Here is a 25,073-nt window from a genome sequence, read left to right on the forward strand (position 1 = left end):
AACACAATGCGCACGAATGCAAGTGGAAAATGTCATTGCGTGAAAGCATTCGGCGCGTCAAAGCGGTCAAGTCCCTCGTGAGGGATTAGGGAGTTGACCGCTTTGTTCCGATATAATAGAAATTCGCTATAATAGGCAACTTCTTCTTTATTAATTAGATTTTACCTCATTCCATAGTGTTGAATAAAGCTCATCATTGTCGGCACCCAAATATTTAAAAGTTTCACAATTCTTTAAGGTATCGGCATCAGGGAAAAGTGCAATACTGTTTTTTAACGCATCATCCTCGATTAATTCTCTTGCAGCTTTGTTTGGCGTTGAGTAGGTAATGTATTCAAAGTTTTTCAAAGCGATGTCAGCGCGGCATAAGAAATTAATAAAAGCTTCTGCGTTTTCTTTATGCTCTGCATTCTTAGGAATTACCCAGGAATCAATCCATACATTAGTGCCTTCCTTAGGAACGACATAGACCAAATCTGAATTTTCTTTTTGTGTGTAGTTGGCTTCACCGGAGTAAATAACACCTAAAGCGGCTTCATTACCAATCATTTTGTCTCGAACCTGATCAATTACATAGGCTTGAACCAAAGGTTTTTGCTGAATTAAAAGATCTTTTGCTTCATTTAATTCCAATTCATCAGTGGAATTAAGTGAATAGCCCAAGGATTTTAATGCAACTGCAAAAGCATCACGTACACTGTCTTGCATTAAAATATTGTCCTTATATTTCTCATCCCAAAGTACTGACCAACTGTCAATTGGTTCATCCACCATTGTTTTATTGTAGAGAATGCCAACTGTTCCCCAACAATATGGGACACTGTATTTATTCTCAGGATCAAATTGCTTAGATTGTTCTAAATAGGTTTCATCAATATTAGCAATATTAGGTATATTATCATAATTAAGCTCTGCTAACAAATCTTCCTGAATCATATGTTCGATCATGTAATCGGAAGGGCATACGACATCATAGGATACGCCACCCGATGCAACCTTTGGATACATAATTTCATTTGTTTCAAATTCATCGTAAACGACTTCTATTCCAGTTTCTTCTGTAAACATATCAATAACCTCAGGGTCAATGTATTCTCCCCAGTTATATACATATACTTTTTCTGCATCAGATACAGAATTCTTGCCTGCACAGCCTGCTAATGAACTTACGATAATCGCTGTAGCAGTGAATAAAACAATTAATTTTTTCATTGCACAATCCTCCTCAATTAATTTTCCTTTCGCTGTTTTGGAGCTTTATTAACAGCAATTAATAAAATTAGCACAGATACAAAGAGAAGAGTAGAAAGAGCATACATTTCAGGTTTAATGCCTTTTCTAACCTCTGCATAGATTTTGGTTGATAAGGTATCTATGCCTGAACCCTTTGTAAAGTGAGTAATAATAAAGTCATCTAATGACATTGTAAATGACAACAAAAAGCCTGATAAGATTCCCGGAAGGATATCTGGAATGATCACCTTGAAAAAAGCATATATAGGTGATGCTCCAAGATCCAGCGCAGCATCGTATATATTTGAATCGATTTGTCGAAGCTTTGGCATAACACTTAAAATAACATAAGGAATATTAAAGGTTATGTGAGCCAAAAGAATCGTTGCAAATCCAAATTTTACTCCAAAGGCAATAAAAAGCAGCATCAAGGATATTCCTGTTACAATATCAGCATTTAACATAGGTATGTTTGTAATACTCATAAAAATGGTTTTAAAATGTCTGCTCATTGAAGCGATTCCAATGGAAGCTGCAGTTCCAACAAACGTAGCAATCAAAGCCGAAATCAATGCAATTGTTATCGTGTTATAGAGTGCATCCATGATAGCTTCATTTTGAAAAAGCGAAGAGTACCATTTTAAGGTAAAGCCTCCCCATTTTGCACGGGTCTTTGAAGCGTTGAAAGAGAGTACAATTAAAGTTACAATGGGAGCATATAATAATATAAAAATCATGGCAAGATAAAATTTGCAAAAAAATTTTTTCATCATATTAGACCCTCCCCATCCTTATCATATTTAGACAAAATTGCCATACTTACAAGAATAAATATCATTAAAACTAAAGATAGTCCAGAACCTACATTCCAATTATTCGCCTGAGTAAATTTTTGTTCAATTACGTTTCCAATTAACAATATTTTGCTTCCTCCCAATAAGTCAGAAATGACAAAGGTAGTCAGGGATGGAACAAATACCATAGTAATTCCACTTATGACACCTGGCCAGCTTAAGGGAAGAATTACTTTACAAAAGGTCTGAAGACCGTTTGCCCCTAAATCTCTTGCGGCATTGATTACATTAGGATCAATTTTAATCAGAATGTTATAAATTGGAAGTACCATAAATGGAAGAAAATTGTATACCATTCCAAGCACAATCGCATAAGGTGTGTTAATTATATTCAAGGAAGGTAAATGAAAAAAAGCAAGGGCATTGTTGATGACACCCGTTTTCTCTAGAAGAGTCTGCCATGCAAGCGTTCTAAGTAAAAAATTCATCCACATTGGTAAAATAAATATTAAAACCACAAAGCTGTTTTGGTTTACGTTTAGGTTGTTTAATATCATAGCCAATGGATAGGCTAGTAATAAGCATATCAACGTACTAATGAGGGACAGTAAAAGAGAAAGCAACAATGCTTTGACATTAATACTCGTTGATATCTCCAAAATATTACTAAATGTAAAGCCACCTGATTTGTCGGTAAGACCATAATAAAATATCATAATCAGCGGGATGATAATAAAGGATACAGCCCAAAGCAGGTAAGGAGCAGAAAGTAATTTTTTATTCATTAACTATCACCGCCTCCTCATCTTCAGAGGCAGGCTTATTCATAATCTGAATATCAAAGGGGTCAACATGAATGCCTACTTTAGTTCCAACTGGGAATAAATCAGTACTGTGAACAAGCCATTCATGACCATTTGCCATAACCTCCATTTCATAGTGCACTCCCTTAAAGATTAAGTGAGTGACAACGCCTTCGATTGTACCATCCTCAGGCTTAACAAGGTCGATATCCTCCGGACGAATTACAACATCAACGGGCGTGTTTTTTCCAAAACCGATATCAACACAGGTAAAATTAGTACCAAGTACACGAACTAATTTATCCTCAAGCATAATAGCAGGAAGAATATTACTCTCTCCGATAAAGTCTGCTACAAAGGCATTTTGAGGCTCATTGTAGATATCCTCAGGGGTTCCGATTTGCTGAATGTAGCCTTGATTCATTACTACAATTGTATCGGACATTGTTAAGGCCTCTTCCTGGTCGTGAGTTACATAGATAAAGGTTATACCTAGCTCATTTTTCAAACGAATCAGTTCATATTGCATATCTTGTCTAAGCTTTAAATCAAGAGCACCTAAAGGCTCGTCAAGCAGTAAAACCTTTGGTTCATTTACAATAGCGCGGGCAATCGCAATTCGCTGTTGTTGACCACCGCTAAGAGAATTTGGCATACGATTCTCGTAACCATCCAGATTGACAAGCTTAAGTGCATATTTTATTTTATCATTTATGTAAGGCTTTGATTTTCCTTTTATTTTCAAACCAAATGCAATATTTTCAGCTATTGTCATATGAGTGAAAAGGGCATATTTTTGAAATACCGTATTTAGGGGTCTTTTGTTTGGAGGCATGTTTGTGATATCATTACCGCCAAATATAACCTGACCTTTATCAGGCTGCTGAAAGCCTCCTAAAATTCCAAGTGTAGTAGATTTCCCGCAACCACTGGGTCCTAAAAGAGTAACAAACTCATTTTCTTTTACAGATAAATTAAGTTCATCCAATACAATATGGTTATCAAATGTTTTTGTTACATTAATTAAGTTAATTAAATTGTTGCTCACTTTTCACGTCTCCTATGTTCTAAAAATTTGGCGGAGTACTTACCCATATGAGAGTAGCACCTGTTTTGGGATTGGCTGCGATATGATGCTTCGCATGCGGGGTAAAGTAAAACGATTCCCCTTTTTTGGCTTTGTAAATTTTCTTTCCTATATTAATTGTTATACTACCCTGAAGAACATAACCAAACTCCTCACCCTCATGAGGATTATCGGGATAAGTAGACCCTCCTGGCTCTAGTGTAAGCCGAATAGGCTCCATTATATTTTTCTGCGCATTAGGTATAATCCATTCGATTTTATTATTAAGCTCAGAATCTATTTTTTCAAAATAATCAGATTGCTTAAAAACGATTTGTTCATCTGCAGTGTCATTAAAAAAATCCTTTAAATCAGTTCCAAGACATTGCAAAATATCTACGAGTGTAGCTATAGAAGGTGAGGTCAAGTCACGCTCGATTTGCGAAATAAACCCTTTGGAAAGTTCAGCACGGTCGGCCAGTTCTTCTTGAGTAAGATTCTTTAATACTCTAAGTTCTTTTAACTTACTTCCTATTTGCATATACAAATTTCCTTTCATACTCCTAATATAGTCCGAAAATAGTAAAACTATACTTAAAGTTTACTATTCCTAAACTACACACTAGATATATTATACTCATAAAATTTCAGGTGTCAACTAGCAGATTAAAAAAATATTGACGAATTTTAAGACATATTTTGTTAGAGCTTTTAAGAAGTGAAAAATGTCGAATATAGGAAGAAATTTTTGAAGAAAAATAATAACTCTAATCCACAAGGATTAAAGAGATAAAAATAGTTATACTATTAACAAATGGATAAAAATATGTTAAGATATCGTTAGATTAATAGATTCATTAATTTTTATTATATGATTAATCACGTATTATGGAGGATGTTACATGAAGAGAGAAAAGTACGTTGCATATGTTGGTACATATACGCATGGAAGCAGTTTAGGAATTCATATTTATGATTTGGATGTTGAAGCCGGAAGTATGAAAGAAAGATGTGTTGAAAAAATTAACAACCCATCTGATATGGTATTTTCAAAGAATGGAAAATTTTTATATTCCATAGCAGACGAAGGAGTGAAATCTTTTGAAATATTGCCAGATGGAAATTTAAAACCGATTAATATAGCTTCAATAGAAGGGATGAGAGGGTGCTATCTTGAAACAGACTCACTGGATAAATATTTATTTGTTGCAGGATATCATGATGGTAAAGTAACCGTACTTGATTTAGCAGAGGATGGAAGCGTCGGGAAAATACGTGATGGTGTGTTTCACAAGGGACTTGGAAGTGTTGCTGAGCGAAATTTCAGACCACATGTCAGTTGCGTAACCTTAACGCCGGACGAGAGGTTTCTGTGTGCAGTTGATTTAGGTGTGGATCATGTTAAAATTTATCAATTTAACAAAGATAATGGCAAAATTAAGCTGGTGGACTTTTTAAGATGTGAGATAGAATCAGCACCAAGAACATTAGTTTTTAGCAAAGATGGAAAATACGCATATTTGATTTGTGAGTTAAAAAATTATATTAATGTTTATACTTATACCAGTTCTAAAACGGAAAAAACTCCTAAATTTGAATTGATTCAAACGATACCTACGGCAGATGCTCATTGCGATGATGGCTGTGCAGCGGCGGCAATTAAATTCTCGCCGGATAACAATTATGTATTTTGTTCAAATGCAGGTGATGACAGTGTGGGAATATTTAGAATCAATCATGAAACAGGAATACTCGATAAATTGAATATTTTACCTGTCAGCGGTGAATATCCAAAGGATATTGAGTTTTTCCCAGATGGAAAGCATTTAATGTCTTTAAATCATGAGTCGAATACTATTACTATTTTTTCGGTAGATTATCAAAAGGGTGTACTGGTTATGAAAGGAAAGCCAATTCAAATTGATACACCAAACTGTGTATTAGTGACTAAGATTTTAGAATAAAGAAAAGGAGCATGCAAGGGTTAATGACACATTGCATGGCTCCTTTTTTTGTTACTATATGTTGATAGGGAGGGAATATTGAAAAAAAATATCAAAAACGACTAGACTAATTCTATAATCTATGAGAGAATATTTTAAGGTGCGGTGTTAAATAAATATCAAAGTTAATGTCACACATTTAAGGTTGAAAAGTCCCTTCTATGAAGGCAACAGGGTCAACAAATGATTACATATTTGAAAGGAGTCTTATAATGATTTATTCACATGAAGTAGAAAAAATGTGTCCGGTAGCGCAGGGTGTTAATCATGGTGCTGCTCCAATTCCAGAAGAAGCAAAATGGGTAAAAGCCAAAGAAGTAACTGATATATCAGGGTTAACACATGGTATAGGCTGGTGTGCTCCACAGCAGGGAGCATGCAAATTAACTCTTAATGTAAAAGAAGGTATTATTCAGGAAGCATTGGTTGAGACAATTGGATGTTCAGGTATGACACATTCAGCTGCCATGGCTTCTGAAATTTTGCCAGGAAGAACAATACTTGAAGCTTTAAATACTGACTTAGTATGTGATGCTATTAATACAGCAATGAGAGAACTGTTTTTACAGATTGTATACGGAAGAACACAGTCAGCTTTTTCAGAAGATGGACTTCCAATCGGTGCTGGTCTTGAAGATTTAGGAAAAGGTCTTAGATCACAGGTTGGTACAATGTACGGAACTCTTAAAAAAGGTCCTCGTTATCTTGAAATGGCAGAAGGCTATGTAACAGGTATTGCACTTGATGAAGAAGATCAAATCATTGGATACCAGTTTGTAAGTCTTGGAAAAATGACTGACTTTATCAAAAAAGGCGATGATCCAAATACTGCTTACGAAAAAGCGAAAGGCCAGTATGGACGCGTAGCTGATGCAATTAAGATTATAGATCCAAGAGAAGAATAATAGAAGGAGGAAATAAAAAATGGCTTTATTTGAATCATATGAAAGAAGAATTAAACAAATTGATGCAGTATTAAACAGCTATGGTATTTCTTCTATTGAAGAAGCTGAGAAGATTACCAAAGATGCTGGTTTAGACGTATATAAACAAGTTGAAGGAATTCAGGCAATCTGTTTTGAAAATGCAAAATGGGCTTATGTTGTAGGCGCAGCAATTGCAATCAAAAAGGGCTGCAAAAAAGCATCTGATGCAGCAGCTGCTATTGGTGAAGGTCTTCAGTCTTTCTGTATTCCAGGTTCCGTTGCAGACCAACGTAAAGTAGGTCTAGGACATGGTAATCTTGGTAAAATGTTATTGGAAGAAGAGACAAAATGTTTTGCTTTCTTAGCAGGGCATGAATCATTTGCAGCAGCAGAAGGCGCAATTGGTATTGCTGAAAAGGCAAACAAAGTACGTAAAGAGCCTTTAAGAGTTATCTTAAATGGTCTTGGAAAAGATGCAGCACAAATCATTTCAAGAATCAACGGATTTACTTTCGTTGAAACGGAAATGGATTACTATACAGGAGAAGTGAAAGAAGTTTTTAGAAAATCTTATTCCACAGGTCTTCGCGCTAAAGTTAACTGCTATGGTGCAAACGATGTTACAGAAGGTGTTGCTATTATGCACAAGGAAGGGGTTGACGTATCAATTACAGGTAACTCAACTAACCCTACCAGATTCCAGCATCCGGTTGCAGGTACATACAAAAAAGAATGTATCGAGCAGGGAAAGAAATATTTTTCAGTTGCTTCAGGTGGCGGTACTGGTAGAACACTTCATCCTGATAACATGGCAGCAGGTCCTGCTTCTTATGGTATGACAGATACAATGGGACGTATGCATTCTGATGCACAGTTCGCAGGTTCTTCTTCTGTTCCAGCTCACGTTGAAATGATGGGTCTTATCGGTGCAGGAAATAACCCAATGGTCGGAATGACAGTGGCTGTAGCCGTTTCCGTTGAAGAGGCAGCAAAGGCTGGTAAATTCTAAGGAATTGCGTAGAATCAAGCTTTGTAGAAGTAATGAGAATTGTACTAATGTCTTGAAAAGTGTATGATTAGTATATTATTAGTACATCGTGTTAGTACATTGAAAAAATATAAAAATTATAAGGTGCATTTTACCAAATTTGGTGAGTGCACCTTTTTTGTCATTAATTTTTGACAGAGCAGTTATAATATAAAGAATGTATATATGATTAAAATTTAGCTTCATGTTTGTACAATTTAGACGTCTAAAAATATTGACGTTAGTTTTCAATCTTGATATAATTATGCTAATGAGGGGGAGTATAACGTTTGTATAGTATGAGAATTAAAATAATTCGTATTGAACGTAAGAAAAACAGCAAATTGAAGAAAGAAGAGGAAAAATTAATGAAAATATGTAAAACATTTTTTTTAGTTACCGTTTTGTTAGCAGTATCTTCAAGCAATGTATTTGCAATGGAGTCAGAAGAACAAACTGTTTTTCATGAAACTACAATGGAGGATAGTCTGGAAGAAGAGGCAGAAATATTTACGATGGAAGATTTCAACACAAATGTGTCTGCAGAGCTGAAAGCTGGAATGAATTCACAGGTTAAAAAGTTTACTGAAATGGAAGCATTATATGCAACAGGTACTACATATACACCTGACCAATATGAGCCGAATAATAACTCGGGAGTAGCGACATCAGGTATAAAAGGAAAAAAAATCCAAGCAAATATTAACACCGCTAATGATGAAGATTGGTATAAAATAGATGTAACCCAATCAGATTTAGACGAAAGTCAGGGGTTAATCGCTGTAATATTAACAGATATTCCAGCAAACTATGATTATGATTTATTTATCTTAAAAATTATGTCAAATGGTCAGATGGGACAAGTAAGCTCTGAGCAAACAGGTAATACGTCAGAAACAATTTATCTTCAGGGTGAACCTGGTACATATTATGCAGTGGTAGATCCCAAAAATGGAATAGACAACAACTACAGTCCTCAAAACTATTCTTTCTATTTTGGAGGTGCATATAAAAATGGCAGCACCGGATATATGAATTTGGGAATGAAGTTTGACTTTGGAACTAAAAATTATGGTTCAAATGGTCCTTGGTTATCACCATATCAACAAGTAGATTTAAGCAGCGTTTCTTTTATTCCAGACCAAGCTCTTATCTCAAAGTTATATATTTCAGATAACAGCAATGGAGCATATTGGATTGGATTTTATAAGATGGTGAATGGAATAGAGCAAATGGGAAACAGCAGTGCACCACTTGATATAGCAGAAAACCAATATTTAGCAAAGGAATTATATCAGATACAAGGAAAAATTACCAGAAGTGATGGTTTTATATGGGAACCACAATTGAGAATTGACTATATATATCCAATAACAATTCAAAATCTTAGATTCATTTCTCAATAATCATAAATTTAACTATAGTATATAGGTGATAGATTAATTTATTCAATTACATAAAACATAGTAAGCTGAGTTCCTATGTTTTAAATAAAAACGATAGAATACTAATGCGTTATTAAGACCCATCTCATTCGCTTGTACAATTGTATTTAGGTTAGTAATAAAATATATGAATAGAAGAAAACGACTAACCAAACAGAGAAGTTAGTCGTTTTTGTTGTTGAATCTAATTTCCACCAGGTCCGTCTTTTCGAGGACGAGTTGACTCAGGTAAAGGCTCCTTTATCGGAGGATAATTGATTTCAGGCTTATTTTTATTGGTGTATTCATCTGTTGTCATATCATATTCATTGTCATTATCTTTGTATACATCTTTATACATGTAAGCACCACCTTTCGGAATTAGTATGCACAGTTAAACTAAAATTATGACAGCTTAATAGGATAATAGTAAAGAATAGATACTTTTTAATTTGCACATACTAATCTTGAAAACGAGGTGATTTACATGGCTGTAGCACATAAAAGTGCAATTAGTGTAGGGTTGTTATATATTCCAGTTGGATTATATAAAACGACACGAGACATCAGTGTTAGTTTTAATCAATTATGCAAGGATTCACATGAGAGAGTCCGTTATAAGAAATACTGTCCATCTTGTAATAAAGAAGTTACGAATGATGAGATTGTAAAGGGTTATGAGTTTGAAAAGGGAAGATATGTAACTATTGGGGAAGAAGAATTAGAGAAAATTAAAACAAAAAAGGATAAAACCATTCATATTGAACATTTTGCAAAAATGTCCGATGTAGATTCAATTTATTATGAAAAAAATTATTATGTCGTGCCCGAGAAAGGTGCTGAGAAAGCGTTTGAATTATTGAGACAGGCAATGATGTTTCAAGAAGAAATTGCTATTGCAAAAACTGTTATAGGAACGAAAGAGCAGCTTCTAGTATTATATCCCAATAAGAATACAATCATAGCTAAAACATTATTTTATCAAGAGGAATTACAAGAGATTCCAAATACACAATTAAATATACAGATCAATGAGCCTGAACTGGAGATGGCAAAAACACTTATTTCAACTATGACGGAAAAGTTTGATATTGCCAAATACCGTGATGAATATCAGCAAAGGCTGAAAGAAGCGATTGAGACAAAAATAAAAGGTCAAAATATAGTTAGCGTAGATACAAGCGCGCCATCTAATGTAATTGATTTGATGGAAGCATTAAAGAAAACGGTTGAGATGACGAAAAAGGGTACAGCATAATGGATATATTTGATGAAAAGGGTATCAAGCCTATGCTAATTGCAGAAAATAAAAAAGCATTTAATTCGCAGGAATTTATATATGAAATTAAATTAGATGGAATCAGATGTATTGTATACTTAGATGAAAAACAGACCGATATTCGAAATAAACGAGATAAAAAGCTATTACCACATGTTCCTGAGCTTACTCAGATTCATATGCAAGTAAAAGAAAAATGTATTCTGGATGGTGAGCTGTTTGTACTTAAGAATGGAGTGACAGATTTCTATGAGATTCAGCGAAGAGCATTAATCACAGATTCATTTAAAATTAAGTTGGCAGCAGAACAATTTCCGGCCAGCTTTGTTGCTTATGACATCATATATCTCAAAGACAAGCTGGTAACTGATTTGTCGCTGATTAAACGCAAAGAATTACTTGAAAAGGTGGTAAATGAAAATAGTTTAATCAGTGTTTCCAGATATATAGAAACAAATGGAATAGAATTGTTTGAATTAACAAAGCAAAGAGGCCTAGAGGGGGTTGTAGCAAAAAAGAAAGAGAGCAGATACTATTTTGACAAGCGCACAAAAGACTGGATAAAATGCAAGGTCTTGTCAACAGACGATTGTGTCATATGCGGCTACATTCAGAAAGAAAATAATATGGTAAGTCTTGTCTTGGGGCAATATGATAATCAAAAACAGCTTGTATATTTGGGGCATGTAACGCTTGGTGTAAGCCTAAAAGTATTACTGGAGCACAGATGCAAAGAGGTGGAAGCGTCCCCATTTGGTTATATACCGAAAGGGAACGAGAATGCTGTCTGGCTGGCACCGGAGCTTGTATGCATTGTGGAGTCTATGCCGACAGAGAAAGAGAGTTTTCGGCAGCCTGTATTTAAAGGAATCAGAGATGATAAAGCACCATATGAATGCAAAACACCTAAATGCTTGACTAGTTAAAGCACTTAGGTGTTTTCTAACGTAATAGATAATACTGCTAAAAATTAATTTTTTGCCGACATAAGCTGTTGAAGCAGCAGTTGATCATTCATCTTACAAGTGGAACGGTTATAAAAAAGACCTGTAATATCCCATAATACAGGAGCTATTTGACGAGAATAAGCAGCCTTACATACTGATGAGAGGTAGAGGCGTATGGTATCTGATGATTTATTATTGGTAGCGGTAATACCAAATTCACCCATAATTACCGGGATACCTTTGTCAATAAATCTTGTTTTCAGCAAATCCATATTGCTGTTCAATTCTGCGTAGTCAGCAGCAGAACCCCAATCTGTACGCATTTTTCCCCAACTTTCATCCTTCTCAAGAATAGCAAAGGTAGAAGGAGTATAATAGTGTATTGAAACTGCTAAACGATTTGAAGAATCCGTTGGCATCTTGAATAAAGAGTCACAGGTAAGTTGTATATCAGTATTATAACCAGCTATCAGTAAATGGCGTTTATAATTGTTCCCGCCAGAGGAACGTACAACATTTACAAACTTTTGATTAATTTCATTGAGCAGTGAATATGCTGTATTCTTACCAGAACCGCTTGTTCCACTATAAATATTCCAGACATTGGACCAGTTGCCTTCTTCATTGAAAGATTCAAACATTAAATGATCCCCATAGTTTTTAAAGGTTGCACAAATCTGTGTCCAAATTCGTTCATATTTGTACATACAATTATTTTTATCAGTAGGGAAATTCTCAAACCAACCGCCGTCCCAGTGAATATTTAAAATGACATACATTCCACTGTCAAGAGCCCAATCTGTAATCTCCTTTACACGAGCCATATAAGCAGTATTAATGGTATAATTATCACCCATCATGTTTGACCATGCAACTGGAATACGAAGTACACCAAAACCTTCCTTAGCGTATCCCTGTATCATGTTTTTAGTAATAACAGGACTTCCCCAGGCTGTTTCATAATTTGAAACACTGCTGTTGTTAATCCAACTGCCTGTAGATTCGAGTGTGTTGCCAAGATTAATTCCAACACCCATTTCACGCACAAGCTGCATTGTCGTAATATTTCGCATTGTTCCAGCAGAATCAGCAGCAACTTCCAATTCTTTTGTTTCTGGTAAGGAATTTGCTGCATTTACATCATCACAGTTTGAAAAGCCTACCAGCATCGACAGCGCAGTACATATTGCGACTGTCATCATCGTAATTTTTCTCATTAATAAATACCCCCTTTGTTAATATGTCTATCATTATAATACATTTTTCGCCTATGATACATAGCCAATTACGCAAAATGATATAGCTTTTCCTGCAAATTATCTAAAACAATAGGGTACAAGAGTGTAAATTATCTGAATATAGTTGTTTAAACTTTAAATTGATGGTATAATATTCTAAAAATTAGAAAGGGAAAAAACATGGAATTACATGTGATTGGGTATAATCATTCTCACGATGAAAACTTTGTAATTGATCGGCCAGGCGGTACGGATAGCTGGCTTTTTCTTTTGATAAAGACACCAGCAGTATTTATTCATAATGGGATAGAAATTGTAACAAGAGAAAATTCCTTTATTTTATATAAGGAAGGTGCACCCCAATATTATCGGGCCTGTGGAGAACTCTATGTAGACGATTGGTTTCATTTTAGTGTTGATAATGCGGATAAGGATTTTATATCCAGACTTAACATTCCTTGTAATACAGTTACTTGGCTAGGAGATATTTCTGAGCTATCAAGAATCATACATAATATAGCATATGAATTTCATTCCATTAATCCTTATAATCAAGAGGTAATTGAGCATTATTTAAACATATTTTTTATCAAATTAAGTCGTAAGCTTCATATAGGGCTTCAATGTCCCCTGGAAAAGGCATCGGTAAAATATGAAAATATAATTCACGTTCGTATTCGCATATATAGTATGCCGCAGTCAATCCCTTCTGTAAAAGAAATGGCTAAGGAGCTATCTATGTGTGAATCTAGCTTTCAACATACTTACAAAAAGATTTTTGGCGTTAATGTTATGACAGACATAATAAACAGCCGCTTGCAAAGAGCCAGAGATTTACTGGCTACAACGGATTTTACACTGGACTCAATTGCAGCGCAAAGCGGCTATAACAGCGCCTTTCATCTCATGAGACAATTTAAAGGTAAACTTGGGGTGACGCCATCAGAGTATAGAAAGGCTTTGTAATATTAAAAAAGTACTAATTGATAGAACGTAAAGAAGTGGCTTAGGATTTGTATTTTATGCATCCCAAGCTTATTTTTGGTATAATAATTTATAAATTTCTTTGATACAAAAAGCACTTTTCTGTAGCAATTTAATAAATATATTATTGACATATATAGTTAAACTGTATATAATAAAACTATACAGTTTAACTATATAGAGTAACTGAATAAAAGTTGGAGAATAATGAGATGAATTTGAGTAAATATTTGCCACTGACAGAGACTACATATTATATTTTAGTGGCATTGTTAGAACAAGGTCATGGCTACTATATAATGCAGAAAGTTGAAGAACTAAGTTCTGGGAAGGTAAGGATTGCCGCTGGAACTATGTATGGAGCGATTGAGAACTTATTAAAGCAAAAATTGATACAGTCTGTTTCAGGAGAGGATAAACGTCGTAAGTTGTATGTTATCACAGATTTAGGAAAAGAAGTATTGCATGGTGAAGCAGAAAGACTACGTTATCTGATTGAAATAGCAGATAGTAAAGGATTATAGGAGAAACAGAATGGTTAAACATAAATTATTTGTTGTTGACATTAAAAAAGAGGAAGCATGGATTAATCAATATGTTAAGCTGGGATATCGGCTAGTCAAAGTAAAAACTATGACAGGCTATTATCAATTTGAACAAGATACGTTGAAATGTAAAAGTCATAAAGTGAAAATAGACTTTCGAACGTTTCGTAAAATTGAGGATTTTAATGATTATATAGCGATGTTTGAAGATAGTGGATGGAAGCATATTGCCGGTACAAAGTCAAATGGTATTCAATATTTTGAAAGAACAGATAATAATATAAGTGAAGATATATTTTCAGATGAAGCTTCAAAAGCTGAATTATATAAAAGAATTGCAAATATGTGGTTCGGTTTATTTGTTGCGTACATCCCAATCTTGGTTGCGTTTGGTATGACAGGGACTCTAAAAATTTATAATTTGTTTCACTTGAAGGAGTTGTATTATACACCTGGTTTATGGGATAGGACAGGAATTGATTTTTGGAAAGCCTTTTGGTTCGAAACACCGTTTGCACTGGGAAGAGGATTTTTTGGGTTATTGTTTTTTATTATTGTTTTGTCCTATGCTTATTGTGCTTTAAAAGCATTGTTTTGGTATTATAAAGAAAAACAAGTTCAATTTCCATAATGCTTCAGGAATAGGAAGTATCTTGCCATTCATCACTGTCAAGAGCTCCTGCTAGTATTGTATTCAGTATTTGTACGGTTTGTAGCGGAGGGAAAATTGTATAAATGTATTAAATATTATGAATGATTTTTAAATAGCATATAGCAAGTTGGAAATATAAATCTTTTATGTATGTTGAAAAAATAGTATTGATATTAAGTTGATATTTGGTATAATAATCATAAATCATAATTTAACATAAGAAATATATTAAGTTGGATGAAAGGAATATTATGAGTGAAATTATAGTTTATGGTAGCGAATATGGAACAACTGAGCGTTACGCAATTGAACTGGCTAACAGAATGAACATTAAGGCATTTAGTTATAAGACGGTGAAAGACTTGTCAATATACGATACCATTATATATCTTGGTGGACTATATGCGGGCGGTATTTTAGGTTTATCAAAAACAGTAAAATTAATACCTGCAAATAGTAAGAAAACATTAATTCTCATAACGGTGGGTTTAGCAGATGTGAAAGATCCTACAAATACTGATAATATAAAATCATCTATTCAAAAACAGATACCAAAAGAAATTTATGATTCGAGCAAAATATTTCATTTAAGGGGTGGCATAGATTATCAAAAGTTAAGTTTCAAACATAGAACTTTGATGAGTCTTTTGTATAAAAAAGTAAAAAAAATACCGCTTGAAAGTCAGACGGCAGAAACAAAAGCCATGATTGATACGTACAATCAGAAAGTTTATTTTGTCGATTTAGAAAGTTTGAACGAAATCATAAAAAATATCTCATAATATTAAGCTGAACAAGTTAACTTTGATAAACACTACCTTTTAAGGTAACTGTATCTATTTTCCTGCCTGTTATGTTCTGTTAAAAATATTATTCTACTCCAATTGATATTTCAGTTATAAATTCATTACAATCATCTGTCATAAAGCTATTAATTAACTGATGTTCATATACATATCCTAAAATTGTAAAACAATTTTGCTCTGCGTAATCTAAAAGCTTTTGTATTGTTTCTGAAATCGTATCATATTTCCCTTTGTGGAATGTACACAGATATTCTCCTGAGGGGCGCTTAATTAAAGGAAGAGTATGATCAGGTTTATCCAATACTATAAAAAGTTCTCTGTTATTAAATTCACCTGTAGGTTTTAAAGAAACAATACAGCCATAATTCCATTTCATTGTAGAATAATCGCCAATATATTTATTGGCTAGTTTTGAAAAGGTTAAAGAAAAATCTTTGGTAATATCAGTTTTATCAATCGGAAAAGTATACAAATATTGTTCTTCAAAATACTTAAAATAATAAGGATTATTTTCTTTTAATCGAATACCATATTCAATTTGTTTCAGTGTCTGGTCAAGTGTATTTTTTGCCGTTTCCAGTTCTGCAATCTTGTGATTTAAAGTTCGAATCTGAGAGCTTAATAAATCAATTGTCGTTGGAATAGAATGTTCATTTAAATAGTTATGAATGTTTTTAAGTTCAATTCCGCTGGTTTTTAAGGCAAGTATCAGATAAAGATAAAAGAATTGTTCTATAGAATAATAGCGGTATAATGTATTTGGATCAATATGGTCAGGTTTAATTAGACCGATTTTATCATAAAAAATCAAGGTTTGTTTTGATATATTAAATAATTTGCTAACTTGTCCTGAGGTAAAATATATATTCATAAAAAATCCTTCCTTAAAAACTTCTTGACTATATAGTTACTATATAGTTTATAATGAATTATGTCAAATAAAATAATAAAAAGTCATAAGAGCAATTAATTTGCAACAGGGAATCAGTATGCCTGAACAGTCCCGCTACCGTGAAAGCTAGTTACATACATTAAGTCACTGAAGAAATTTGGGAAGACGTATGGAGCGTTTGAAGCTTAAGTCGGAATACCTGCTTATGGTGATAGGTTTTTTACGAGAGATGAAAGACCTGTTTATTGATGTACCTATAATTCAAAGCATCTCTCTTTAGAGGTGCTTTTTTTGCGCAAAGGTGGAATTATATGAGAAAAAGAATCAAAAATTATTGGGAAGGAGAGGCAGCTTTATACTGCAATTCTTTTCCAATAGAACAAATATACACACCAATAGTGAATAATTGGGCTAATGTAATTTTAAAACAATATAATTATGTTGGAAAACCAGTTGATATACTGGAACTTGGTTCAGGAACAGGATGTTTGCTTTTGGCATTATCTAAGACAGAAAATAATGTAACTGGCATAGATATATCTAATAGAATGATTAATATAACAAAAGATCGGATCAAAAAAGCAGGAGCATTGGCGAAAACTATGCAAATGGATGCAGAACTGCTTTTGTATGAAGACGATTCATTTGACATAATAATTGGAGACAATCTCTTATGGACATTAAGCAATCCGTTTGAAGCGTATAAAGAATGGTACCGAGTACTGAAGCCAAATGGAAAAATATTTATATTTGACGCAAACTGGAATTTATGGAGATTTGACAAAGAACTTTATAAAAAATATCAAGAATACCAAAAATATTTGATTTATAAGTATAAGCGTGGAACACACATATATTGTAATCAGGTAGAGGGAGAAGAGATTGATAAAATATTGTATTTAAGTGATAAAAAGAGACCAGAGTGGGACATAAATGCAATGAAACAAATAGGATATAGAAATGTTTATACATGGATGGATGTTTCATCTTTGGTATGGGACAAAACAACATTAGAATATAACAAACAAACACTGCCGTTTATGGTTTGTGGAGAAAAATAGGAGGATAATTGCTATGGATATGAACAAAAGAATTAAAAATTATTGGGAAGGAGAAGCTGCTGTATATAGTGAAGGGATTGAAGAGGAATTAATGGGATTTCAAAGGAAAGCATGGAGAGAGATAATACTTGAAAACAGCCCAGATTATTTAAAAGAAAACGAAGCTCTTAATATTCTTGATATCGGAACAGGGCCTGGATTTTTCCCAATCATTTTAAGCGAAGCTGGACATAATGTGACAGCAATCGATATTACTGAAAATATGATTCGTTATGCCAAAGAAAATTTAAAAAAAGAAGGATTAACAGCACAACTTCAAACAATGAACAGCCAGTCACTTGATTTTAAAGATAATACATTTGATATGGCTATATGCAGAAATATTACATGGACATTAGATGATCCATATTCAGCTTATCAAGAGTGGTTTAGGGTATTAAAGCCAGGTGGAAAATTGTTGATTTTTGATGCTTGCTGGTATCTTTATTTATTTGATGAAGAGCTTAAGAAAAAGCATGAAGAAAATCAGAAACGGATAAAAGAAAAATATTTAAGGGATATTCATGAACATAAAGATCCAGAAGAGGGAGATGCATTAGGAAAATCATTATTTATGAGTGATAAATACAGACCTCAATGGGATTTAAAAGCATTAATTGAAATTGGATTTTCAAAAGTTTTTGCAACAGTAGATATTACAAAACGGGTTTGGGATGATTTTGGAAGAGAATTAAATGGAGATACACCACAATTTATGGTCGGAGGTGAAAAGTAAAAGGCCTTTTCAATGCGTGAGTTAAAAAATTGTGAATAACATAGAAAGCTCAGGAAAACATATGTTTCAATTTATTTTTAAACGAATAGTCCAGTTAATACCAATTTTGTTTATAGTATCCATAATAACATTTTCGTTAAGCAGTTTTAGTGCAGGTGACGCGGCCAGAGTACTTGCAGAAAGGGAATATATCAGACCAAATACAAAAGAAATTGAACTTGTGCGTGTTAAATATGGCTTGGATAAGCCATTACCTGTTCAGTACTGTAATTGGCTTAAGAAAGTGTTTAAAGGTGATTTTGGTAATTCTTATAAAAATAACAAACCAGTTTTGGGCGAAATGATATATTATTTTCCTAATACTGTAAAGCTATCCCTTGGTGCAATAATAATTGTAATCTGTATCTCTATACCAGTTGGAATTATATCTGCTTTAAAACCGAACAGTATATTTGATTATGTGGGAAGATTTTTTTCATTTTTTTCTGCATCCGTTCCATCTTTCTGGGTAGGCTTGATATTGTTATATGTTTTGGGAGCCAAACTGAAATTCATATCAGTTTTGGGAGGAAGAAATCAAGGAATTTTAATACCGGCATTCACTATGGCTTTTGGCATGTGCGGAGCAAATATAAGATTAATGAAAGCTAGTATAACTGAAGTATTAAATAAAGGATATATGCAAGCTGCGAAAGCAAAAGGAATTTCTTGTATAAGACTTTATTGCAAACATGGATTAAAGAATGCGATACTTCCTATTTTGACGAAAACAGGAATCATGTTTAGCGGCTTTTTATGTGGTGCTTCCATTATAGAATCAATATTTTCTATATCGGGAATTGGAAAATATGCACTTGATGCAGTTATAACAAAAGATGTTCCGGTAATTCAGGGTTATGTAATGCTTATGGCAGTTATAGTAGTAGTAATAAATTTGGCAGTTGATATTTTGTATTCGTTGATTGACCCAAGAATTAAAGTGCAGTAGGGAGGCAGGCAATTGACTAAAAAAATTCTAAAACAAAAAGGTTTCATAATTGGACTGGCTATTGTTATATTTTTTATACTGATTGCAGTTTTTGCACCATATATTGCACCCAATAATCCTTTGGAAATGAATATTTCTTGTAAATTACAAAAGCCAAGTTCTCAATATTGGTTAGGGACAGATAATCTTGGAAGATGTATTGCTTCGCGCATCATTTGGGGGGCACGTTCCACTTTGCTATATAGCATGACTGTTTTGACCGCTATCGTTATTGTAAGTATTCCAATTGGACTAATATCTGGTTATGTGGGTGGAAGAACAGATGCAGTTATTATGAGAGTTATTGATATTATAATGGCAATTCCAAGTTTTATGTTAGTATTAGCTGTGGCAGGTACGTTAGGAGCCAGTGCCAGAAATATGATAATAGCAATGTCATCTGTTTGGTGGGCGGGTTACGCAAGAATAATTCGTGGTATGGCGATTGAAGTGAAACAGAAAGATTTTATTTTAGCATTAAAATCGGCAGGCTGTTCTCATGTTAAAATTATAACAAAGCATATATTTAAAAATATTGCAGAACCAATTATTGTATTGGCAACATTAGAACTTGGTTCCATTATACTTGCAATTGCGAGTTTTTCATTTATCGGGTTGGGCGCTCAGCCTCCAACCCCTGAATGGGGAATTATGATCAGCGATAGTAAAGATTATATTCAGTCACAGCCACAGCTTATGATATATCCGGGAATAGCAATTATAATAACAGTGATAGGCTTTAATATGTTAGGAGAAGGATTGAAAAATGCTTTTGGAAGAAAGTTGTATGAATGATAAAGAGGTTTTGAAAATTGAAAATTTATTTGTTCATTTTGGGACTGGAAGTAAAAAAGAAGCGGTGAATGGTGTAAGCTTAACAGTACAAAAAGGAAAGATTACAGCATTGATTGGAGAAAGTGGATGCGGGAAAACAACAGTAGCCCTTGCAGTCATGGGGCTTTTAGGAAAACAGGATGAAGTAAAATGGAGTAAATTAGAAATATGTCAAAATATGATTCAAAATATTTCTTTTAGAAAGTGGCAGTTCATTAGAGGGAATAAAGTTAGTATGATTTTTCAAGATCCTTTAGATTCTTTGGATCCCTTATTTACAGTAGGCAATCAGATAATAGAAGGAATCAGGTCACATCAAAAAGTATCGAAAAAACAAGCTTATAATCTTGCAGTAAAACAGCTCAAAAATTTGCAATTTGAAGATGCAGAAAGAATTATGAAATGCTATCCTTTTGAGTTGAGCGGAGGAATGTGTCAAAGAGTAATGATAGCTATTGCTATTTTGGCAAGACCTGGATTACTTATCGCAGATGAACCGACAACTGCATTAGATGTTACAGTGCAAGCAGAAATTTTAAAGCAGATATATCAAATGAGCCGCAACTATAATATGGGAGTATTATTTATCACACATGATTTAGGCGTAGTTGCAGAAATTGCTGATAACGTTTACATAATGCACAATGGAAAGATTATTGAAGATGGGAACGTTGAGAAAATTTTTAATCATCCAGTACAAAATTATACAAAAGCACTTCTTGAATCAATTTTATAGAAGGGAGTTAATATGCCAGCCTTGATAAAAGCCTTACAAGTTAGTAAGCAGTTTGAAAAAAACGAATTATTTGTTAAAAACAAATTGGTTACGGCAGTAAATAATATATCTTTGGAAATTGAAAAAGGAAAAACAATAGGTCTTATTGGAGAAAGTGGAAGTGGAAAAAGTACGTTTGGAAGAATGCTATGTGGATTGGAAAATGTAACAGAAGGTGAAATTTATTTTAAGGAAAATTCCATCACAAATCTAACATTAAAGAAAATGAAACCATATAGGAAAAATATACAGATGATTTTTCAAAGCAGTTCAACTATATTTGATACATTCTATACAATTGGCGAAAGTCTTGAGGAAATACTTTTGAATAATGAAACAATTTCAAAGGCAGAGAGTAATTTAAGAATAAACAAAATTTTAGAACAGGTTGGTTTGTCTAAAGAGTATAGAAATAGATATGCTTATCAGTTAAGCGGTGGAGAAAAGCAAAGAGTTAATATTGCAAGAGCGTTGGTTATAAATCCTGAATTTGTAGTTTGTGATGAACCTGTATCAAGTCTTGATTTTACAATAAGAAAACAGATACTAAATTTATTGAATAATCTGAAAAATAATATGGGGCTTACTTATTTATTCATTACACATGATTTGTCAACTATTCAATATGTATGCGACAGCGTGGTAATTATGTACAAAGGAAAAATTGTAGAATATATGGATGATATCAGCCAGTTGGGAAAAATAGCAATGCATCCTTATACAAGTATTTTGCTGCAATCAATTCCGACAACAAATCCGTTGAATAAAAAAATATGTATGATGGAGGAGAAACAAAGCAATTTATTTATTAAAAAAAGTGTTAAAGGATGTATTTTTGCTGATAGATGCCCCCAAAAAGAGGAAAAGTGTTTAAACAAGGAACCAGATTTAAGAGAAGTTGCATCAGGACATAAAATTGCCTGTTGTGTTTATTGAGATAATGAGGAGTATACATTTAATAATGTTTTGAAATATCTTATTCAAATAAAAAATAGTGGAGAGAAAAAATGAAAAGAAAAAAATTCAAAAGAATGAAAAGAATTGTTAGCATGCTACTGGTTATGATTATCTCATTTACAGGTTGTTCATCGAATAACAAAAAAGTACAAACTTCAGAAACAGAAACGGCAGAAACAGCAAAAACAACAGAAGTTTCAGACAGTGATGAAAAAGTTATAACAGTTATGATAAGCGCAGATTTAAATCCAGAATTAGGAGATCCTACAACGTCAGGAACAGATTTTTCCCTCTATGAGATGATATATGAGCCATTAGTGAAATACGGAGAAAATGGGGAATATGTACCTGCACTTGCTGAAAGTTGGGATGTGAGTTCTGATGGTACAGAATATACATTCTATCTTCGTAAAGATGTTAAGTTTTCTGATGGAACAAATTTTAATGCAGACAGTGTAATTTATAGTGCCCAAAAGTGGGATGCGAAGAGTTTCTCATCCCCAATGACAGGAATAGAAAAAATCGATGATTATACTATTAAAATTACGTTTGAAGATAATTGTTATCCGTGTCTGACAGAACTTACATATCCAAGACCATACCGTATTGCAGCCGAATCTGCTTATGATAAAAATGGTGAATTTACAATGATGATTGGAACGGGTGAATGGATGGTGGAAAGCTATATCCCTGAAGAAGAAACTGTTTTGGTGCCAAATCCATATTACTATGGTGAAGCACCTAATGTAGATAAAATTATTATTAAGAAAGTAGAGGATGGGCAATCTAGAGTTATGGCTTTGCAAAGCCAAGAAGCGGATATATCATTAGCAAGTATTCCGGAAGACAGTATGTCTGTAATTGAAAATGAAGCGAATCTTGATATTCTTAAAGCGGAAGGAACGATGGGATTTTTCCTAATGTTTAACGAAAAAAATTCAATTTTGCAGGATGTAAATGTAAGAAAAGCATTAAATTATGCGGTAGATAAAGAAAGTATCGTAAATGATTTGCTTGATGGTCAAGGCACACCAGCAATCGGAATACTCCCACAGACGGTACCATATGTTACAGAAAGCAACAGTGAAGGATATGAGTACAATATTGAAAAAGCGAAACAATTACTCAGTGAAGCAGGTTATGAAGATAGCGATGGTGATGGATTTGTTGAAAAAGATGGCGAAAAATTGTCATTAAATCTTGTATTTCAATCAGAAGAATACTCTTCATGGAAATCATTATGTGAATATTTACAATCTGAATATGCTAAAATTGGTGTTGAGATTAACTTAGATTTAAAAGAATCAGCAGCATATTATGATTCAATCTGGACAAACAGGGATTTTGACATGATTATTTACAGAACATATGAGGATTCATGGAATCCACATGGTTTTTTACGCTCAATGTTTTCATACTCTGATGACGCTTCCGGAATTTGCTGGTCAGATGAAACTTTGAATCAATATTTAGATGAAGTAGTCAAGATTCAAGATGAAGAAGAACGTCAGGCAAAATACGATGAAATATTTAAGCTTATTAGTGATAAGGCACTTACAGTTCCATTATATTATCCATTGCGTGAATATGTATATAATACCCGTCTTACAAATTTAGTGGCAGCACCTACGTCATATGAATCTTTAGAATGGAACTTAATAAACATTGAATAATAATTAAATTTAATATTTAAAATAAAGAGTGGCCACAATAGTCACTCTTTTTATATCTATACAACTAATTATATTATTGATTATATAAATATATAATGATATATTATATAAATGTATTTGAATAGGTATAAGCAATCCGTTGGGAAAATGGTATTTGGAGCATTTGCTTGACAAATAATTGATAGAATATAATATAGGGGGCATTATGAAAAATTACACAAGAACCAAATACGCTTGCTATTTAGGTAATATGTCAATGGCAGCAGTAGCTAACATTACACCGATTCTGTTTATTCCATTGAGAGAAATTTATGGATTGTCCTATACTTTATTGGGTTCATTAGTTTTAATCAATTTTGTTACACAGTTATTGATTGATATTATGTTTTCGTTATATTCCAGTAAGTTTAATATAGAATTAACCGTGAAAGGGACTCCGATTATCACGCTGATAGGAATGCTTTTATTTGCAATGGCACCAGTCTTGTTTCCAAATCATATTTACATAGGATTGGTAATTGGCACCATGATTAGTTCGGCTTCGAGTGGCTTATCAGAGGTGTTGGTAAGTCCTGTGGTTGCCGCCATTCCAGCCGATAATCCGGAAAGGGAAATGAGTATTTTACATTCTATTTATGCATGGGGCGTTGTTGTTGTAGTAATCGTCAGTACAATTTTTCTTAAGTTATTGGGACATGATAAATGGCAATGGCTTCTGATTATATGGGCGATAATACCGTTTATTGCAATTCTTTTATATTTGAAAGCGGATATTCCTCAAATGATTACTGAGAGTAAGCAAAATGATGTGTTTGGTTTGTTAAAGCAACCATATTTTATCTTATGCTTATTATGCATTTTTTTTGGGGGTGCAGCAGAGTGTACGATGGCGCAATGGAGCTCCGGATATTTGGAGAGGGCTATGCTGGTCGAGAAAGTATGGGGAGATATATTCGGCGTAGCGATGTTTGGATTTACACTGGGGCTTGGTCGAAGCCTGTATGCAAAATATGGTAGAAATATCCATCGGATTATGTTTGTGGGAGCTATTTTATCAGCGGTCTGTTATTTTGTTATTACCTTTACCAATGTTCCAATGATATCATTAATTGCTTGTGCGTCAACGGGCTTTTGTGTATCCATGATGTGGCCGGGAAGCCTGCTTGCGGCATCTGACCGATTTCAGACAGGTGGAGTTATGATGTTTGCATTACTGGCAGCGGCAGGCGATCTTGGTGCGTCAGTTGGCCCTTGGTTCGTAGGACGCATTACAGATATTTCTATGGAGAGTACATATATATTGCATCAGGCAGCAAAATGGAATATGACCGATGAGCAGTTGGGTTTAAAAA

Annotated in this window: 24 protein-coding genes, 1 pseudogene and 1 riboswitch; of the genes and pseudogenes, 18 read left to right on the top strand and 7 right to left on the bottom strand. The window is 33.7% G+C overall.

Annotated features, from left to right (window positions below; translation table 11 throughout):
• Positions 1–150: 150 nt before the first annotated feature.
• The 4 genes and pseudogenes from C8E03_RS22885 to C8E03_RS19165 all read right to left on the bottom strand — a co-directional run bounded on the left by C8E03_RS22885 (position 151) and on the right by C8E03_RS19165 (position 4,437).
• Positions 151–2,003, bottom strand: a pseudogene (locus tag C8E03_RS22885) (extracellular solute-binding protein).
• Positions 2,003–2,812 (bottom strand): ABC transporter permease, encoded by an 810-nt coding sequence (locus C8E03_RS19155; protein ID WP_094377956.1) that lies wholly within the window; start codon positions 2,810–2,812, stop codon positions 2,003–2,005. The pseudogene C8E03_RS22885 and the gene C8E03_RS19155 overlap by 1 nt, the downstream one beginning before the upstream one ends.
• Positions 2,805–3,878 carry an ABC transporter ATP-binding protein gene (locus C8E03_RS19160; RefSeq protein ID WP_094377955.1) on the bottom strand — a complete coding sequence of 358 codons (1,074 nt, stop codon included), beginning with the start codon at positions 3,876–3,878 and terminating at the stop codon, positions 2,805–2,807. The genes C8E03_RS19155 and C8E03_RS19160 overlap by 8 nt, the downstream gene beginning before the upstream one ends.
• 19 nt (positions 3,879–3,897) lie before the next feature.
• A complete protein-coding gene (locus C8E03_RS19165) occupies positions 3,898–4,437 on the bottom strand; it encodes a helix-turn-helix domain-containing protein (protein WP_094377954.1) in 540 nt (179 codons plus the stop codon).
• A 361-nt stretch (positions 4,438–4,798) separates the two neighbouring features.
• Here C8E03_RS19165 and C8E03_RS19170 point away from each other — a divergent pair, with 361 nt between their 5' ends.
• The 4 genes from C8E03_RS19170 to C8E03_RS19185 all read left to right on the top strand — a co-directional run bounded on the left by C8E03_RS19170 (position 4,799) and on the right by C8E03_RS19185 (position 9,258).
• On the top strand, positions 4,799–5,860 hold the full coding sequence (locus C8E03_RS19170) for a lactonase family protein (protein WP_094377953.1): 1,062 nt from the start codon (positions 4,799–4,801) through the stop codon (positions 5,858–5,860).
• 251 nt (positions 5,861–6,111) lie between these two features.
• Positions 6,112–6,804, top strand: a complete 693-nt coding sequence (locus tag C8E03_RS19175; protein WP_110291861.1) for an iron-sulfur cluster assembly scaffold protein — start codon at positions 6,112–6,114, stop codon at positions 6,802–6,804.
• Between the two features lie 19 nt (positions 6,805–6,823).
• Positions 6,824–7,834: a GGGtGRT protein gene (locus tag C8E03_RS19180; RefSeq protein ID WP_110291862.1), complete on the top strand. Its 1,011-nt coding sequence runs from the start codon at positions 6,824–6,826 to the stop codon at positions 7,832–7,834.
• Positions 7,835–8,142: 308 nt separating this feature from the next.
• Positions 8,143–9,258, top strand: coding sequence for a hypothetical protein (locus C8E03_RS19185; protein ID WP_330410873.1), 1,116 nt, complete (start codon positions 8,143–8,145; stop codon positions 9,256–9,258).
• Between the two features lie 223 nt (positions 9,259–9,481).
• Here C8E03_RS19185 and C8E03_RS19190 read toward each other — a convergent pair whose 3' ends face one another.
• Complete coding sequence (locus C8E03_RS19190; RefSeq protein WP_110291863.1) at positions 9,482–9,637, bottom strand: AE-binding protein; 156 nt, start codon at positions 9,635–9,637, stop codon at positions 9,482–9,484.
• Positions 9,638–9,763: 126 nt separating this feature from the next.
• Between C8E03_RS19190 and ku the strand changes: the two genes are divergently transcribed.
• Entirely contained in the window at positions 9,764–10,534 is a 771-nt protein-coding gene (gene ku, locus C8E03_RS19195; RefSeq protein WP_110291864.1) for a non-homologous end joining protein Ku, read from the top strand.
• Positions 10,534–11,481 (top strand): ATP-dependent DNA ligase, encoded by a 948-nt coding sequence (locus C8E03_RS19200; protein ID WP_094377949.1) that lies wholly within the window; start codon positions 10,534–10,536, stop codon positions 11,479–11,481. The genes ku and C8E03_RS19200 overlap by 1 nt, the downstream gene beginning before the upstream one ends.
• A 44-nt stretch (positions 11,482–11,525) precedes the next feature.
• Here the strand turns inward: C8E03_RS19200 and C8E03_RS19205 are convergent, their stop codons facing one another.
• Positions 11,526–12,719 carry a glycoside hydrolase family 5 protein gene (locus tag C8E03_RS19205; protein WP_094377948.1) on the bottom strand — a complete coding sequence of 398 codons (1,194 nt, stop codon included), beginning with the start codon at positions 12,717–12,719 and terminating at the stop codon, positions 11,526–11,528.
• 201 nt (positions 12,720–12,920) lie between these two features.
• On the opposite strand from C8E03_RS19205, the gene C8E03_RS19210 reads away from it, so the two are divergent.
• From C8E03_RS19210 to C8E03_RS19225, 4 genes are all read left to right on the top strand, one after another.
• A complete protein-coding gene (locus C8E03_RS19210) occupies positions 12,921–13,706 on the top strand; it encodes a helix-turn-helix domain-containing protein (protein WP_094377947.1) in 786 nt (261 codons plus the stop codon).
• Between the two features lie 230 nt (positions 13,707–13,936).
• Positions 13,937–14,248, top strand: coding sequence for a PadR family transcriptional regulator (locus tag C8E03_RS19215; protein WP_094377946.1), 312 nt, complete (start codon positions 13,937–13,939; stop codon positions 14,246–14,248).
• A 10-nt stretch (positions 14,249–14,258) separates the two neighbouring features.
• Complete coding sequence (locus C8E03_RS19220) at positions 14,259–14,900, top strand: DUF2812 domain-containing protein (RefSeq protein ID WP_110291865.1); 642 nt, start codon at positions 14,259–14,261, stop codon at positions 14,898–14,900.
• A gap of 272 nt (positions 14,901–15,172) precedes the next feature.
• Positions 15,173–15,703: a flavodoxin domain-containing protein gene (locus tag C8E03_RS19225; RefSeq protein ID WP_110291866.1), complete on the top strand. Its 531-nt coding sequence runs from the start codon at positions 15,173–15,175 to the stop codon at positions 15,701–15,703.
• A gap of 88 nt (positions 15,704–15,791) precedes the next feature.
• On the opposite strand, the gene C8E03_RS19230 is transcribed toward C8E03_RS19225, so the two are convergent.
• Complete coding sequence (locus C8E03_RS19230) at positions 15,792–16,598, bottom strand: MerR family transcriptional regulator (RefSeq protein WP_094377943.1); 807 nt, start codon at positions 16,596–16,598, stop codon at positions 15,792–15,794.
• Between the two features lie 63 nt (positions 16,599–16,661).
• Positions 16,662–16,840: riboswitch (cobalamin riboswitch) on the top strand.
• A gap of 90 nt (positions 16,841–16,930) precedes the next feature.
• Between C8E03_RS19230 and C8E03_RS19235 the strand changes: the two genes are divergently transcribed.
• The 8 genes from C8E03_RS19235 to C8E03_RS19270 form a co-directional block, all read left to right on the top strand.
• Positions 16,931–17,680 (top strand): class I SAM-dependent methyltransferase, encoded by a 750-nt coding sequence (locus C8E03_RS19235; protein ID WP_094377942.1) that lies wholly within the window; start codon positions 16,931–16,933, stop codon positions 17,678–17,680.
• 13 nt (positions 17,681–17,693) lie between these two features.
• A complete protein-coding gene (locus C8E03_RS19240; RefSeq protein WP_110291867.1) occupies positions 17,694–18,455 on the top strand; it encodes a class I SAM-dependent methyltransferase in 762 nt (253 codons plus the stop codon).
• 61 nt (positions 18,456–18,516) lie between these two features.
• Positions 18,517–19,443 carry an ABC transporter permease gene (locus C8E03_RS19245; RefSeq protein WP_094377940.1) on the top strand — a complete coding sequence of 309 codons (927 nt, stop codon included), beginning with the start codon at positions 18,517–18,519 and terminating at the stop codon, positions 19,441–19,443.
• Positions 19,444–19,455: 12 nt separating this feature from the next.
• Positions 19,456–20,277: a nickel ABC transporter permease subunit NikC gene (nikC, locus tag C8E03_RS19250; protein ID WP_110291868.1), complete on the top strand. Its 822-nt coding sequence runs from the start codon at positions 19,456–19,458 to the stop codon at positions 20,275–20,277.
• Positions 20,270–21,052 (top strand): ABC transporter ATP-binding protein, encoded by a 783-nt coding sequence (locus tag C8E03_RS19255; RefSeq protein ID WP_110291872.1) that lies wholly within the window; start codon positions 20,270–20,272, stop codon positions 21,050–21,052. The genes nikC and C8E03_RS19255 overlap by 8 nt, the downstream gene beginning before the upstream one ends.
• Before the next feature lie 12 nt (positions 21,053–21,064).
• A complete protein-coding gene (locus tag C8E03_RS19260; protein WP_094377938.1) occupies positions 21,065–22,027 on the top strand; it encodes an oligopeptide/dipeptide ABC transporter ATP-binding protein in 963 nt (320 codons plus the stop codon).
• A gap of 71 nt (positions 22,028–22,098) precedes the next feature.
• Entirely contained in the window at positions 22,099–23,721 is a 1,623-nt protein-coding gene (locus C8E03_RS19265) for an ABC transporter substrate-binding protein (protein WP_242993655.1), read from the top strand.
• Positions 23,722–23,926: 205 nt separating this feature from the next.
• The coding region (locus C8E03_RS19270; RefSeq protein WP_110291869.1) for an MFS transporter at positions 23,927–25,073 on the top strand (1,147 nt) is incomplete at its 3' end.

The sequence above is a fragment of the Lachnotalea glycerini genome (genome assembly GCF_003201285.1).
Classification (GTDB): Bacteria; Bacillota; Clostridia; order Lachnospirales; family Lachnospiraceae; genus Lachnotalea; species Lachnotalea glycerini.

Bases quoted from the DNA above. Each gene is read 5' to 3' on its own strand.
- C8E03_RS19155 (WP_094377956.1), bottom strand. From the start codon at position 2,812: ATGAATAAAAAATTACTTTCTGCTCCTTACCTGCTTTGGGCTGTATCC.
- C8E03_RS19165 (WP_094377954.1), bottom strand. From the start codon at position 4,437: ATGCAAATAGGAAGTAAGTTAAAAGAACTTAGAGTATTAAAGAATCTT.
- C8E03_RS19170 (WP_094377953.1), top strand. From the start codon at position 4,799: ATGAAGAGAGAAAAGTACGTTGCATATGTTGGTACATATACGCATGGA.
- C8E03_RS19175 (WP_110291861.1), top strand. From the start codon at position 6,112: ATGATTTATTCACATGAAGTAGAAAAAATGTGTCCGGTAGCGCAGGGT.
- C8E03_RS19180 (WP_110291862.1), top strand. From the start codon at position 6,824: ATGGCTTTATTTGAATCATATGAAAGAAGAATTAAACAAATTGATGCA.
- C8E03_RS19190 (WP_110291863.1), bottom strand. From the start codon at position 9,637: ATGTATAAAGATGTATACAAAGATAATGACAATGAATATGATATGACA.
- ku (WP_110291864.1), top strand. From the start codon at position 9,764: ATGGCTGTAGCACATAAAAGTGCAATTAGTGTAGGGTTGTTATATATT.
- C8E03_RS19200 (WP_094377949.1), top strand. From the start codon at position 10,534: ATGGATATATTTGATGAAAAGGGTATCAAGCCTATGCTAATTGCAGAA.
- C8E03_RS19205 (WP_094377948.1), bottom strand. From the start codon at position 12,719: ATGAGAAAAATTACGATGATGACAGTCGCAATATGTACTGCGCTGTCG.
- C8E03_RS19210 (WP_094377947.1), top strand. From the start codon at position 12,921: ATGGAATTACATGTGATTGGGTATAATCATTCTCACGATGAAAACTTT.
- C8E03_RS19215 (WP_094377946.1), top strand. From the start codon at position 13,937: ATGAATTTGAGTAAATATTTGCCACTGACAGAGACTACATATTATATT.
- C8E03_RS19220 (WP_110291865.1), top strand. From the start codon at position 14,259: ATGGTTAAACATAAATTATTTGTTGTTGACATTAAAAAAGAGGAAGCA.
- C8E03_RS19225 (WP_110291866.1), top strand. From the start codon at position 15,173: ATGAGTGAAATTATAGTTTATGGTAGCGAATATGGAACAACTGAGCGT.
- C8E03_RS19230 (WP_094377943.1), bottom strand. From the start codon at position 16,598: ATGAATATATATTTTACCTCAGGACAAGTTAGCAAATTATTTAATATA.
- C8E03_RS19235 (WP_094377942.1), top strand. From the start codon at position 16,931: ATGAGAAAAAGAATCAAAAATTATTGGGAAGGAGAGGCAGCTTTATAC.
- C8E03_RS19240 (WP_110291867.1), top strand. From the start codon at position 17,694: ATGGATATGAACAAAAGAATTAAAAATTATTGGGAAGGAGAAGCTGCT.
- C8E03_RS19245 (WP_094377940.1), top strand. From the start codon at position 18,517: ATGTTTCAATTTATTTTTAAACGAATAGTCCAGTTAATACCAATTTTG.
- C8E03_RS19255 (WP_110291872.1), top strand. From the start codon at position 20,270: ATGAATGATAAAGAGGTTTTGAAAATTGAAAATTTATTTGTTCATTTT.
- C8E03_RS19260 (WP_094377938.1), top strand. From the start codon at position 21,065: ATGCCAGCCTTGATAAAAGCCTTACAAGTTAGTAAGCAGTTTGAAAAA.
- C8E03_RS19265 (WP_242993655.1), top strand. From the start codon at position 22,099: ATGAAAAGAAAAAAATTCAAAAGAATGAAAAGAATTGTTAGCATGCTA.